Origin of the sequence: Pelomonas lactea (assembly GCF_043555885.1) — a bacterium.
GTDB lineage: Bacteria > Pseudomonadota > Gammaproteobacteria > Burkholderiales > Burkholderiaceae_C > Pelomonas > Pelomonas lactea.
This window is the reverse complement of record NZ_JBIGHX010000009.1, coordinates 242,451-255,476: the sequence shown is the minus strand read 5'-3', so window position 1 is coordinate 255,476 and position 13,026 is coordinate 242,451. Positions and strand designations below refer to the sequence as shown.

General features: G+C 70.1%; 10 protein-coding genes and 1 tRNA gene. 4 read left to right on the top strand and 7 right to left on the bottom strand.

Features of this window, described 5'->3' with window-relative positions:
* Positions 1–271: 271 nt before the first annotated feature.
* Positions 272–2,122, top strand: coding sequence for a DUF4832 domain-containing protein (locus tag ACG04Q_RS22245; RefSeq protein WP_394513674.1), 1,851 nt, complete (start codon positions 272–274; stop codon positions 2,120–2,122).
* A 29-nt stretch (positions 2,123–2,151) separates the two neighbouring features.
* Positions 2,152–3,018: a spherulation-specific family 4 protein gene (locus tag ACG04Q_RS22240; RefSeq protein ID WP_394513673.1), complete on the top strand. Its 867-nt coding sequence runs from the start codon at positions 2,152–2,154 to the stop codon at positions 3,016–3,018.
* 65 nt (positions 3,019–3,083) lie between these two features.
* Here ACG04Q_RS22240 and ACG04Q_RS22235 read toward each other — a convergent pair whose 3' ends face one another.
* From ACG04Q_RS22235 to ACG04Q_RS22210, 6 genes are all read right to left on the bottom strand, one after another.
* Positions 3,084–3,407 (bottom strand): hypothetical protein, encoded by a 324-nt coding sequence (locus tag ACG04Q_RS22235; protein WP_394513672.1) that lies wholly within the window; start codon positions 3,405–3,407, stop codon positions 3,084–3,086.
* 105 nt (positions 3,408–3,512) lie between these two features.
* Positions 3,513–4,319: an oxidoreductase gene (locus tag ACG04Q_RS22230; protein WP_394513671.1), complete on the bottom strand. Its 807-nt coding sequence runs from the start codon at positions 4,317–4,319 to the stop codon at positions 3,513–3,515.
* A 145-nt stretch (positions 4,320–4,464) separates the two neighbouring features.
* A complete protein-coding gene (locus ACG04Q_RS22225) occupies positions 4,465–5,358 on the bottom strand; it encodes an NAD(P)/FAD-dependent oxidoreductase (RefSeq protein WP_394513735.1) in 894 nt (297 codons plus the stop codon).
* 70 nt (positions 5,359–5,428) lie between these two features.
* Entirely contained in the window at positions 5,429–8,563 is a 3,135-nt protein-coding gene (locus tag ACG04Q_RS22220; RefSeq protein ID WP_394513670.1) for an efflux RND transporter permease subunit, read from the bottom strand.
* Positions 8,560–9,693: an efflux RND transporter periplasmic adaptor subunit gene (locus ACG04Q_RS22215; RefSeq protein ID WP_394513669.1), complete on the bottom strand. Its 1,134-nt coding sequence runs from the start codon at positions 9,691–9,693 to the stop codon at positions 8,560–8,562. The genes ACG04Q_RS22220 and ACG04Q_RS22215 overlap by 4 nt, the downstream gene beginning before the upstream one ends.
* Complete coding sequence (locus tag ACG04Q_RS22210) at positions 9,690–11,171, bottom strand: efflux transporter outer membrane subunit (RefSeq protein WP_394513668.1); 1,482 nt, start codon at positions 11,169–11,171, stop codon at positions 9,690–9,692. The genes ACG04Q_RS22215 and ACG04Q_RS22210 overlap by 4 nt, the downstream gene beginning before the upstream one ends.
* Positions 11,172–11,249: 78 nt before the next feature.
* Between ACG04Q_RS22210 and ACG04Q_RS22205 the strand changes: the two genes are divergently transcribed.
* On the top strand, positions 11,250–11,891 hold the full coding sequence (locus ACG04Q_RS22205) for a TetR/AcrR family transcriptional regulator (protein WP_394513667.1): 642 nt from the start codon (positions 11,250–11,252) through the stop codon (positions 11,889–11,891).
* 354 nt (positions 11,892–12,245) lie between these two features.
* On the opposite strand, the gene ACG04Q_RS22200 is transcribed toward ACG04Q_RS22205, so the two are convergent.
* Positions 12,246–12,321 (bottom strand) — tRNA-Arg (locus ACG04Q_RS22200).
* A 136-nt stretch (positions 12,322–12,457) separates the two neighbouring features.
* On the opposite strand from ACG04Q_RS22200, the gene ACG04Q_RS22195 reads away from it, so the two are divergent.
* Positions 12,458–12,997, top strand: coding sequence for a c-type cytochrome (locus tag ACG04Q_RS22195; protein ID WP_394513666.1), 540 nt, complete (start codon positions 12,458–12,460; stop codon positions 12,995–12,997).
* Positions 12,998–13,026: the final 29 nt, after the last annotated feature.

Below are 13,026 nucleotides of genomic sequence, written 5' to 3'. Positions count from 1 at the left end.
GGGGCCACTCTGCGTTGCACCGCTTGCCCGCATATCAATGCGGGCCGCACGCTGCGCCTTGATTGGCCCCTGGCGGCGGGCCTTCGCGGCCTACTCCCGTGGTGTTCACAGGCCCTAACCGCCCGGCCCCGTCCTCCGTCTCACTGCCCATGGCACCGGTCGCGCCGGTGCCCCGGTCGCGCTCGCGCTGGCGCGGCCCGGTTCACCCTGTCCCAGCGCGCCGTGTGCCATCCCCATCGGGCCTGACGCCCGATTCCTTGAGGAGAACCTGATGCCCTCCATGCGTCCCTGCCCCCTGCCACGCACTCTTGCCGGCGCCGCCGGTTCGGCGTTGCTGGCCGTGCTGCCCACCATCGCGACCGCTGTGCCGGTGGTGTCCAACCCGTCGAACGCCTGCCTGGAGGCCAAGGTGGACACCTGGGACGTCCGCCTGGCGACCTGCGCCGCCGGTGCCGCGCTGCAGGACTTCACCTTCACGCCCGTGGCCACGGGCAGCCCTCTCAACACCCTCCGCAACGCGCAGGCCAACCTGTGCGTCGTCGCGACGGGCACCAGCTCGGGCTCGTTTGTCGAGCTGGGCACCTGCCAGGCCAGCCAGACCCGCCAGCGCTTCGAGACCGTGCCGCTGTCGGGTGGCACCACGTCGCAGCTGAAGCTGGCGTCGACCAACCTCTGCCTGACCGCACCCGCCGCGGTGGGCCAGGTGGGCTTCTCGGTCGCCACCTGCAGTGCCAGCAACGCGAACCAGGCCTGGCGCTTCACGGCGACCACCCCGCCGCCCCCGCCGCCGCCCGCCGGGCCGGCGCCGGTGGAGACCAGCTTCACCGTCAGCACCGCCGAGATCGCCAACCCCGAGCGCGGCATGTACACCTGGGCTGCCGACAACCTGCTGCTGTGGACGCAGGCCCAGGCCGACGCACAGTTCCAGGCCGGCTACCGCGTCGTCTACGCCGCCGTGCGGCTGGACGCCTATGCCAACACCGCGCTGCCCGCCAGCCTGCTCACGCAGATCGCCGACGGCTTCGCCAAGGCGCGCAGCGCCGGCCTCAAGGTCGTGCCGCGCTTCCTCTACAACTACCCGGCCAACGAGACCGAGTACCAGAACGTGAAGGACGCGCCGCTGGCGCGCGTGCTGGGCCACATCGACCAGCTCAAGCCCGTGCTGACGGCCAATGCCGACGTCATCGCTTTCCTGCAGGCCGGCTTCATCGGCGCCTGGGGCGAGTGGCACACCTCGTCCAACAACCTCACCGACGCCAGCCCGCGCACGCAGATCCGCGATGCGCTGCTGAACGCGCTGCCGGCCGAGCGCTTCCTGCAGCTGCGCTACCCGCCCTACCTGATGCAGTGGGCGGCCCAGGTGCCGGGCTGGCGCGACGGTTCGGCCGCCTCCCGCATCGGCGTGCACAACGACTGCTTCCTGGCCTCGGCCACCGACGTCGGCACCTACAGCGAGGACGCGGCCACCCGCCAGGCCCAGCGCGACTACACCGCCTCGCTGTCGCGCGTGGCGCCCTTCGGCGGCGAGACCTGCAACCCCGCCGACGAGGCCGGCGCGGTGCCGCGCACCGCCTGCGCCGACATCCTCAACGAGGGCCGGCAGTTCAACCTGACCTACCTGAACAACGACTACTACCGCGACGTGTTCCACACCCGGTGGGAGACGCAAGGCTGCATGGCCGAAGTCAGGCGCAATCTGGGCTACCGCTTCGAGCTCGCCACGCTGCGGCACAGCGCGGAAGTGGCGGCCGGGCAGTCGGGCGACCTGCTGCTGACGGTGCGCAACAGCGGCTGGGCGCGCGCCTACAACCCGCGGGCCGCGGTGCTGGTGCTGCGCCACAAGACCAGCGGCGCTGTCGTGCGCATCACGCTGTCGGCGGTGGACCCGCGCACCTGGCTGCCCAACGCCACCAGCACCGTGTCGACGGCCTTCACCATCCCCGCCGGCACGCCGACGGGCGCCTACGACGTGCTGCTGGCGCTGCCGGACGGCGCGGCCACGCTGCGCAACGACGTGCGCTACAGCGTGCGCCCCGCCAATGCGGACAACGCCGCCCGGGCGCAGTCCTGGAATGCGACGCTGGGCGCCTTCGCCGCCGGCACCACGCTGACCGTGCGCTGAAGCGCGCCAATCCACCGGAACCTCTGACCATGAAACGCCTCAAGACCACCCTCGCCGCGCTGGCCCTGGCCGCCGCGTCGCCCTTCGCTGCGGCCATCGAGATCATCGTGCCGGCCTACTTCTACCCGTCCTGGATGCCGTCGCAGAACGAGTGGAAGGACATGACCGCCGTGGCCGGGCAGGGCGTGCAGATCACGGCCATCATGAACCCGGGCAACGGCCCCGGCACCGCGTCCAACAGCGACTACGTCAGCGCGGTGAACGCCTTCCGCGCCGCCGGTGGCAAGGTGCTGGGCTACGTCTACACCTGCTACGGCGTCAGCCACTGCACGCCGGAGGTGCCGCCCACGCGGTCGACGGCCGACGTGCTCGCGGACGCGCAGCGCTACGCCGCCTGGTACGGCGTCGACGGCGTGTTCCTCGACGAGATGGCCTCGCAGGCCGGCACGCTGCCGTTCTACAAGACCGTCAGCGACGGCTTGCGCGCCGCGCATCCCGGCTGGCAGATCGTCGGCAACCCGGGCGTGACGCCCGCCGCGGGCTATGCCGCCGTCACCAGCAGGCTGATGAGCTTCGAAGGCTCGTTCAGCGACTTCGTCAACGGCCCGTTCCTCGGCCAGCTCACCGATGCCGCCACGACCGGTGCCATCGTCCACGGTGTGGCCGGCGTCGCCCAGATGCAGCAGGTGATGTCGCTGGCCAGGCAGGCCGGGCTGGGCGCCATCTACATCACGGACGGCACGCTGGCCAGCGGCAACCCGTACCTGCATCTGCCGAGCTACTGGCAGGCCGAGGTGCTGGCCGCCGCCGTGCCCGAGCCCGCGCAGGCGGTGCTGCTGGCGGCCGGGCTGGCGCTGCTGGCCGGCGCGGCCGCCCGGCGACGCGCGCGGGGCTGAACGCGCGGCCGGCTTCAACGCGCCTGAGCGCCCCTGCGCGACCTTTTGCATGCGCGCCGGGGGGGCTACTTGGCGTTCGCCGGGGCCACACCCGGCTTGGGCGCCGGCTCGCACATCGGCCGATAGACAGCAGGCGGCGTCGAGCTGATGTGGTAGTCCATTTCGCCCTCCGCCCGCGCGCGGATCATCTCCGCGATGACGATCTCGCGCGTGAGAGGAGCACCCGAGCGGATCTCGGCACTGATGTTGCGACAGCTGCCCTGCGCGGCCGGTGCGGCCACGGGCTTGTCATCTCGCTTCCTGCTCTCCTGGGCAGGTGGCTGAGCGATGCACAGCGGCGCTGAAAGGGCGAGAACGACAGCCGCGGAGTAGGGAGTCTTGGGATACATGGATGCCTCACATGGATGTTGCTGACGTGGATGCCAGCACGGTTGGCCCCGCGCGGGGCGTAGCTCGGCAATGGCTTGCCGAACGAAATGCGCGGCGGCCCGGGCTCAGCCCAGGCCGAGCTGCTTGCGCAGGCTCTTGTCGACGGGACCGGCGGGCATGAAGCGGCGCAGCTTGCTCAGCAGCGAGGCCTGGCCAGGCGAGGGGCGGCGCATGCGCCAGGTGCCGAGCGCCGCGTCGACGATGGTGTTGGCCACGGTTGCCGGGTCATCGCCGCCATCGACATGGGCAGCGAACGACCGCGAGACCCGTTGGCGCTCCTCGTCGTAGGCCTTGAGCAACGTGGCCGCCTGGGGCGAGTTGGCGTCGAGACGGGTCTTTGTGTAGGAGGGTTGGACCAGGGTCACGCGGATGCCGAACTGGCGCACCTCGTGGTCCAACGATTCGGACAACCCTTCGACGGCGTGCTTGGAGGCGGCATAGACGCCCATGTAGGGGGCCGGCAGGAAACCCAGCACGGAGCTGACGTTGATGATCCTGCCCTGCCGCTGCGCCCGCATGTGCGGCAGCACCGCCTGCGAGACCCTGAGCACGCCCAGTACGTTGGTGTCGAACAGGGCGGCCGCTTCGGCAGGCTGGGTCTCCTCCACCGCGCCCACCATGTTCACGCCGGCGTTGTTGACGAGGACATCGACATGCCCGGCGCGGTTCACCACTGCGCGCACCCCGGCGGCCACGGAGGCGTCGCTGCGCACGTCCATCTCGACCAGCTCGACACCGGCGATCGCGGCGGCATCCGCGAGGTTGCGGACCGTGCCGAACACGCGGCTGCCGCGCGCGACAAACGTCTTGGCCGCCGCGAGCCCGATGCCGGAGGAAACGCCTGTGATCAGGACGACAGCTTGCTTGGTCATGGAGATCTCTCGTTGGGTGAGGTGGATGAGGCAGATAGATGAGGGCATGGCGCTGCCCCACGCGTGCCCCGGCACGCGTGACGCGTCGTCATGTGGGATCGCGCTTCTGCGGCGGACGGCGCCCACCGCTGAAGGGGCGGTGGACTCAGGTCAGCATCGACTGCTGGGCGAAGATGCCCGCCATGGCCCCCTGCCACGTTGCCTGGGTGACGGAGGGCAGGAAGGGTGTGGCGAGGTCGCCGGCGGCGTAGATGCCCGGCATGCTGGTCTGGCGGCGTTCGTCGACCTTGAGGACGATGCCGGTGGGCGTGTCCACCGCCGCGAGGCCAAGGGACTCATGCAGGCCGGCGGACGGCCTGATGCGTGGATGGGCGAACACGACGTCCACCGCAACATGCCGACCGGACTCGAGATTGACGGTGGCGATGCGGCCCTGGCGATGCGCGATCTCGATGATGCGGCCATCGACGACGGCGATCTTGCGGCGCGCCAGGTCCGCCTGGACATCGGGGGCGATGTCGTGACCATCGGCGAAGACCGTCAATTGGTCGGTCCAGTCGAGGAAAAGCCTGGCGGACTGGTGCGACTGCGGGCCCGACCAGATGAGACCCCAATGCCGGCCGGCGAACTCGAATCCGTCGCAGTAGGGGCAGGGCACGATGGACGTGCCCCAGCTTTCGGCGAAGCCCGGCACCTGGGGCAGCTGGTCGGCGACGCCGTAGCTCAGGATCACGCGGCGCGCCGCCAGGCTCTGGCCATCACCAGTGACGACGGTGAAGTTGTCGATGGCGCCGAAGACCCGGTCCGCCCGGGCATTGACCTGTGTGATCGCGGGATAGCGCATCAACTGTCGCCGTGCCTCGGCCAGGATGTCTGCCGGCGGCTTGTGATCGTGGCCGAGCACGCCATGCGAGTGGCCGGCGAAGCGGTTGCGCGGCATGCCGGTGTCGAGGACCGTGACCTTGCGGCCTGTCCGGCCGAGCTGCAGCGCGGCCGCAAGGCCTGCGAAGCTGCCGCCGATGATGATGACGTCATCCATGGTGATGGGCTCCGTGTGGTGGGTGGAGGGGTGGGCGGGAAAGGCTGCGGCGGGCGCGGCGTCGGGGCGGTCAGGCATGGGCCCCTCCGCCTGCCAGTCGTGCGTCCGGTGCCGGCTGTGCCGTGGAGGGCGCCGTCGCCGCGCTGTCGCGCCGGATGCGGAACCAGGCGGCGTACAGCGCCGGCACGAAGACGAGGGTCAGCGCGGTGGCCACCACCAGCCCGCCCATGATTGCGATGGCCATCGGCCCCCAGAACACGCTGTGCGAGAGCGGGATCATGGCCAGCACCGCTGCTGCGGCGGTCAGCACCACCGGGCGCGAGCGCCGCACCGTGGCGTCGACGATGGCGGCCCAGGGCGCGACGCCGCGCGCGATGTCCTGGTCGATCTGGTCGACCAGGATGATGGCGTTGCGCATGATCATGCCGCTGAGCGCAATCACGCCCAGCAGCGCGACGAAGCCGAACGGCGCGTTGAACAGCAACAGCGCCGGCACCACGCCGATCAGCGCCAGCGGCGCCGTCATGAACACCATGAACAGCCGCGAGAAGCTCTGCAGCTGGATCATCAGCAGCGTCAGCATCACCGCGAACATCGCCGGGAACACCGCAAACAGCGCCACGTTGGCCTTGTCGCTTTCCTCGATCGCGCCGCCTTCCTCGATGCGGTAGCCCGCCGGCAGGCTGTCGATGATGGGCCGTAGCGACGGCCGGATCTTGGCGGTGGCGTCCGGACCCTGGACACCGTCGACGACGTCGCTGCGCACGGTGAGTGCCATGTCGCGGTTGCGCCGCCACAGCACCGGCTCCTCGAACCCGGGCTCGACGCGGGCCAGCTGCGACAGCGGCACGGTGGCGCCGCTGCGCGTGAAGAGCTGCAGGTCGCCCAGCTGGCCGATGCGCTTGCGCTCCTCGGGCGCCGCCCGCACCACCACGTCGATGAGCTCCTCGCCGCGGCGGATCTGCGTCACCGGCGCACCGTCCAGCGCGGTCTGCACCAGGCCCTGGACGTCCGCCGTGGACAGGCCCAGCAGCCGCGCCTTGTCCTGGTCGACATGAACCTGCATGGCGCGCACCTGCTCGTTCCAGTCCAGCTGCGTATCGCGCACCAGCGGGCTCTGGCGCACCGCGTCGCGCACGCGGTAGGCGATCTCGCGCACCTGCGCCTTGTCCGGACCGATCACGCGGAACTGCACCGGGAAGCCCACCGGCGGGCCGAACTCCAGGCGCTGCACGCGCGCCCTGACGTCAGGGAAGGACTCGTCCTTGTCGAACAGCGCCATCAGGCGGGCGCGCACGCGCTCGCGCTGTTCGGTGCCTGCCGTCTTGATGACGAACTGGGCGAAACCCGGGTTGGGCAGCTCCGGCTGGATCGACAGGTAGAAGCGCGGTGTGCCCGCGCCGGTGTAGGCCGTGAAGAACTCGATGTCCGGGTCCTTGGCCAGCCTGGCTTCGAGCAGCTCCACCTGATGCGCAGTGGCGGCGAAGGAGGCACCTTCGCGCAGCCGCAGGTCAACCAGCAACTCCGGCCGCGACGCCGTCGGGAAGAACTGCTGCTGCACCTTCAGCATGCCGGCGCCGGCGATGCCGAAGGCCAGCACCGTGATGACGAGCACCCAGGCGCGGCGATGCACGGCCCAGTCGATGATGCTGCGCAGCCGGCGGTAGACCGGCCGGTCATAGGGGTCGTGATGGGCGCTGTGCGCGTGCCGTGAGGCCAGGTTCTTCGGCAGCAGCAACACGCCGAGGTAGGGCGTGAAGATCACGGCCACCAGCCACGACAGGATCAGCGCCGTCCCCACCACCCAGAAGATGCCGCCCGCGTACTGGCCGGCGATGGACTTGGCGAACCCCACCGGCATGAACCCCGCGGCCGTGACCAGCGTGCCGGTCAGCATCGGGAACGCGGTGGACGTGTAGGCGTAGGTCGCTGCGCGCAGGCGGTCCCAGCCTTCCTCCAGCTTCACCACCATCATCTCGACGGCGATGATCGCGTCGTCCACCAGCAGGCCCAGCGCGATGATCAGCGCGCCCAGCGAGATCCGGTCGAGGTTCCAGCCGGCGGCATGCATGACGGCTGCGACCAGCGCGAGCACCAGGGGCACCGATGCGGCGACCACGATGCCGGTGCGCCAGCCGAGGAACAGGAAGGACACCGCCAGCACGATGGCCAGTGCTTCCAGGAACGAGCGCTCGAATTCCCAGACCGACTCGGCCACCACGCGCGGCTGGTCGGCGTACTGCTGGATCTCCACCCCGGCGGGGATCTCCTGCCTGATCTGGGCCAGCCGCTGCGCCAGCGCCTTGCCGAAGTCCAGCACGTTGCCGTTGGCCTGCATGGTCACGCCGATGGCCAGCACCGGCACGCCGTTGTGACGGATGCTGAAGCTGGGCGGGTCCTCGTAGCCGGCGCGCACGGTCGCGATGTCTGCCAGCCGCAGCAACTGGCCGCCGACTTCCAGCGTCACGTCGGCGACGTCCGCGGCGTTCTTGAGGCCGCCGTCCACGCGCACCTGTACACGGTCGTGCGTGGCGTCCGCCGAGCCGGCGGGCGTCACCAGGTTCTGGCGTGCCAGCGCGTCGAACACCGCCGTCGGCGCGATGCCGAGCGACGCCAGGCGGCGGGTCGACAACTCGACGTACACACGTTCGGCCTGCTTGCCCAGCACGTCCACCTTGCCGGCGCCGGGCACGCTTTGGAGTCGGCGCTTCACGTCCTCGGTCAGCGTCAGCAGTTCGGCCATCGACAGCTCCGGCGCGCTCAGCGCGTACAGCACGCTGTAGCGGTCGTTGTACTCGTCGTTGAAGAACGGCCCGCGCACGCCCTCCGGGAACTCCTGGCGCATGTCGCCGATCTTCTTGCGCGCCTGGTACCAGGCGTTGTCCAGCTCCGCCTTGCTGCTGCCGCCTTTCATCCACAGCGTGATGCCGCCGTAGCCCTGGCGCGAGAAGCTGCGCACGTACTCGAAGTGGTCCAGCTCCTGCAGGCGGCGCTCGATGCGGTTGAGCACCTGGTCCTGCACGTCCTGCGCGGTGGCGCCGGGCCACACCACGATGGCCGTCATCTGCGGCACGTCAAAGTTCGGGTCCTCCAGCCGGCCCAGCCGGCTGAACGAAATGCTGCCGACGATGAGCGTCAGGATGATCAGGAACAGCACCATCGGCCGGTGCGTGACGGCCCACTCGGATAGGTTGAAGCGCTTCATGAACTGCTCTTGACGACGGTGGCGGTTGCGGCGTCGGGCGCGCGCTCGATGGCGCGCACGGCCATGCCCGCATCAAGCTTCTGGGCGCCCGCGATGACGACTCTGCTGCCCGCGGCCAGACCCGTGACCTGAACCGTGGCGTCATCGTTGGCGACCACCTGGACCGGTGTGAGCGCGAGGCCGGAGCCCTTGGCGTTCACCGTCCATACGCCAGCGGAGCCGCTGCCCTTGACCAGCGCAGTCACCGGCAGCACGGCGGTCGCGGGGCCCGCTTGCGGTGCCGAGAGCGTTAGTTGCATCGTGCTGCCCAGCGGCAGCGCGGCCACGGATTCGCGTGAACCGGGTGCGGGGGCATAGCGCGCGCGGTAGGTCCGGCCCGGCGCGCTGGCCTGCGGCGCGAGCTCGCGCAGCACGAGACGGACCTGCGCCTTGGGGTCGCTCCAGGGGGCTGCCGTGGCCGAGAGGCTGCGCGCGCGGCCGACCCAGTCCTCAGGCAGTTCGGCAACGATCTCGCGTTCGCCATCACGGGCCAGCGACAGCACCGGCTGGCCTTCCGCCACCACCTGGCCCCGCTCCAGACGCAGGGCCGTGACGACGCCCGCATAGGGGGCGACCAGCGCCGCGTAGCCCTCGCGATTGCGTGCGAGCTCAAGCTGGCGATGCGCCTGATCCACGCGAGCTGCTGCAGCGTCGGCGCGTGCCTTCTGGCGCTCGTGGTCTGCGGCGCCCACCGATCCGTCCGCCAGCAGCCGCCGAAGGCGCGCCTCGTCCGAGGCGGCCTGCTGCGCGTCCACGGTCGCGGCCTGGACCTGATCGGCGGCCGCTTTCACGGCCAGCTGGTAGTCGGCTGCGTCCAGGCGGGCCAGAACCTGGCCGGCCCTGACGCTGTCGCCAACTTCGACGAGCCGCTCGACCACCTTGCCACCGGTGCGGAAGGCCAGCTCCGTTTCTACGCGGGCGCGGATGGTCGACGTGAAGCTGCGGCTCAGAGCGGCATGGGCCGGTGCAACGGTCATGACGAGGACTGGCTTGGCGACAGCGGCCGGCTGGGGCCGTTCGCTGCAGGCGGCCAGCATCAGGCTTGCGATCGCGATGCCCGAGAAGGAGACGGTGGGAAAGAACCTGTTCACTGGGGCGTTCCTGCGGCAAGTGAAGTCATGTGGGTGCTGGGCTGCGTCGTGGGAAATCCGCCGCCGAGAGCCTTGTAGAGCTGCACGTCGGCCAGCGCCTGCTGCAGGCGGCTCTCCGACAAGGTCAGCTCACTGGCCAGCACGGAGCGCTGCACATCCAGCAGGGCCAGCAGGTCGATCTGCCCTTCGCGTTGCAGCGACTCGGCACGCTGCAGCGAGCGGCGACGGTGCTGGGCGGTCAGCGCGAGAGCCGCGTTGCGCTCGGCCTCCTGCGCGCGCACGAGCAGGCTGTCCTCGACTTCCTGTACCGCCACCAGCACTGACTTCTGCCAGGCGAGCAGCGCCTCGTCGGCGCGCGCGGACTGCACGCGAACGCCGGCGTCGATGCGCCCGGCATTGAAGACCGGCATTGCAAAGGCCAGCGCGATGTTGGAGAAGTGAGCCGGCGCAAGGTCGAGCGCGTTGAGCCGCATGTCCTGGCGGCCCACCAAGGCGCTCAGGAACAACTTGGGCCACCACTGGGCGCGGGCTTCGGCGCTGCGCAGCGCCTCGGCAGCGACACGGGCCTCGGCGGCAACGAGATCGGGGCGGCGTTTCAGCAGCTCGCTCGGCTGGCCCGTTGCGATGTCTCGCGCTGCCGGCCAGGCGAAGCCCGGGTCGGCGTCGAAGACGCGCGCCGACGGACTGCGGCCGAGCAGCACGGCCAGCCGGGTCTGCGTGGTGCCGGCCAGCATCCGCAGTGCCGGCACCTGGGCATCCAGCGCGTCCGCTTCGGCGCGCGCGCGGTCGTGGTCGAAGGCACTGGCCTGGCCTTCGCGCAGCCGGCTTGCCACGCGTGCGGCGGTCTGGCGCTGAGCGTCGGCCAGGGCCAGCACGATGCGCAGCCGCTCCTGTGCGCTGCGCAACACGAAGTACTGGCGCGCCACCTCGCTGGTGACCAGCAGCCGCGCGCCGTGCACGCCCGCGGCGGCGGCCGCGCTGTCGGCCCGCGCTGCATCGTGCGCAGCGCGCACGCCGCCTGCCAGGTCGATCTCCCAGGCGACATCGACGCCGGCGCGCAGCACGCGCGCGTCCGGCATCCCCTGTTTCACCGGCGCGGGCAGGCCGCTGTCGCTGCGCGATGCGGAGGCCTGCACGCCCACCGCCGGCCACAGGCGGGAGGCCTGGGCATCCGCGCCCGCGCGTGCCTGGGTGACCCGCTGGAGCGCGATGGCGATGTCCTGGTTGGCGCCCAGCGCCTCCTCGATCAGCGCGGTGAGGGTGGGGTCGCCCCAGGCGGCCCACCACGCAGCGCCTGCGGCTGCGTCTTGGGGCCGAGCGTCATGGGCGTGAGCAAACGTGGCCGCGAGTGGCACTGAGGGAGCAGCAGGCCGCACGACAGGTGCCGAGCACGCGGCCAGCGCGACCGCGGCCGCGAGCGGGAGAAGGCGGTTTGCAGCAGGGGCCGATCTGCGGCGTCGCCGTGGGGATGAAGCCATGGGCCTGTTTGTTACTGGACTCATTGGTACAGTAATGTGAGGCAGATATAGTGAACTGTCAAGTACACTAAATTGACCATGTCCGACCACCCCGTTCCTGCTCCCAAGCCCCAGCGCGGGCGGCCCCGCGATCCCGAGCGGTGTCGGCGCATCCTTGAGGCGGCGCGAATGCACTTCAACGAGCATGGCCTGGAGCGCGCCAGCGTGGACGCCATCGCCGCGGACGCCGGGGTCTCCAAGATGACCGTCTACAGCAACTTCGGCTCCAAGGAGAAGCTGTTCCAGGCGGTCGTGCACGAGAAGACGGCGACCACGGTCACTGGCGCCGAGGGCGCCGGATCGCTGGATCCGGATCAGCCGGAAAAGGCGTTGCTGGCGATCGGCGCGCGGTTCCTCGCATTGACCCGGGGCGACGACGCCCTGGGCACGTTGCGCTCTGTGTACGGCGTTGCCGGTGCGCAGCCCGAGGTCTGCCGGGAGTTCTACAAGGATGGTCCCGAGCGCTTCAACAGCGAGCTGGCTGCGTACCTGCGCCGTGCACACACAGCGGGCAGGCTGAAGGTGCGCAACCCACTGCAGGCTGCGGACCTGTTCCTGTCGATGTTCCTGGGCGCGGGACACTTCCGCGGGCTGCTGAAGCTCGAGAAGCCTGAGCCTCGGGAAGACAGCGCCCTTCTGCGCGAAGCCGTGCGCGTCTTCATGGCGGCCTACGGCGCGTAGGGTTTGCGCCGAGCGTTGGCGCTAGGCCTGTGGTTGCGAGCGCTGGAGATGACGTGCCGACTTTGGCTTCGGGATGGGGTGCTGAACCGCCGGAGTTCTGCTTTGCGAACCGACATCGGCGAACGTCGGCCATCGACGGCCTGGGTCCTGACGGGCTGATGGCCTGGCTGTATCGCTGGCTGCAAAAAGACGCCAGCTGAACGGCTCGCAGGCGCCCGGCCGGCGCTTTGGCGGCCCGCCTTGCTCCGCAAAAGCTCCCCTCGCGCGTGTGCCATCTGCATCCCGCTTTGGCCTACTTTTGGCCTACCGGAAACGAAAACGCCACCCGAAGGTGGCGTAAGTCGTTGATGCATCTGGCGCGCCCGGTTGGGATCGAACCAACAACCCCTGCCTTCGGAGGGCAGTACTCTATCCATTGAGCTACGGGCGCGAAGCCGTGCATTCTAACAGCGGGCTTTCACCGTCCAGAGAGCCGTGGACGTGCTGCCATAATTCGCCGGCTTTATGCGCCGCGCGCCGCTACGGCGTGCCAGAAGAACACCGACGAGGATAGTCAAGAGGAATCCATGAGCGCCAGCCACGATCACGACCACGACGACGCCCACACCGGCCCCATCAAGACCCCCAAGCAACTGGCCTGGGCTGTGTTCTTCTCGTTCGTCGTGCCCATCATCGTGATCATCCTGCTGGCCAACTACGTCAGCACGTCCACCAAGCCCGCTGCCGGTACCGGCGCGCTGGCCGGTGAGGCGGTTGCCGCGCGCATCGCGCCGTTGGGCCATGTCGAGGTCAAGGACGCCAACGACACCGCGTCGTTGAAGACCGGCGAGCAGGTGTTCCAGGCGCAGTGCTCGGCCTGCCATGCGACCGGCGCGGCCGGTGCGCCCAAGCTGGGCGACGCTGCGGCCTGGGGCCCGCGCATCAAGACCGGTGTCGAGGCGCTGCTGAATTCGGCGCTCAAGGGCAAGGGTGCCATGGGCGCCCAGGGCGGCGGCGACTTCAGTGATTTCGAGATTCACCGCGCGGTGGTCTACATGGCCAACCAGGGCGGCGCCAAGTTCGACGAGCCCAAGGCGCCTGCCGCCGCCGCGTCGGCCGCGAACTGAGCCAACCTCTGCCACCCCGGAAGCCCGCC

Bases quoted from the DNA above. Each gene is read 5' to 3' on its own strand.
- ACG04Q_RS22245 (WP_394513674.1), top strand. From the start codon at position 272: ATGCCCTCCATGCGTCCCTGCCCCCTGCCACGCACTCTTGCCGGCGCC.
- ACG04Q_RS22240 (WP_394513673.1), top strand. From the start codon at position 2,152: ATGAAACGCCTCAAGACCACCCTCGCCGCGCTGGCCCTGGCCGCCGCG.
- ACG04Q_RS22235 (WP_394513672.1), bottom strand. From the start codon at position 3,407: ATGTATCCCAAGACTCCCTACTCCGCGGCTGTCGTTCTCGCCCTTTCA.
- ACG04Q_RS22230 (WP_394513671.1), bottom strand. From the start codon at position 4,319: ATGACCAAGCAAGCTGTCGTCCTGATCACAGGCGTTTCCTCCGGCATC.
- ACG04Q_RS22225 (WP_394513735.1), bottom strand. From the start codon at position 5,358: ATGGATGACGTCATCATCATCGGCGGCAGCTTCGCAGGCCTTGCGGCC.
- ACG04Q_RS22220 (WP_394513670.1), bottom strand. From the start codon at position 8,563: ATGAAGCGCTTCAACCTATCCGAGTGGGCCGTCACGCACCGGCCGATG.
- ACG04Q_RS22210 (WP_394513668.1), bottom strand. From the start codon at position 11,171: ATGGCTTCATCCCCACGGCGACGCCGCAGATCGGCCCCTGCTGCAAAC.
- ACG04Q_RS22205 (WP_394513667.1), top strand. From the start codon at position 11,250: ATGTCCGACCACCCCGTTCCTGCTCCCAAGCCCCAGCGCGGGCGGCCC.
- ACG04Q_RS22195 (WP_394513666.1), top strand. From the start codon at position 12,458: ATGAGCGCCAGCCACGATCACGACCACGACGACGCCCACACCGGCCCC.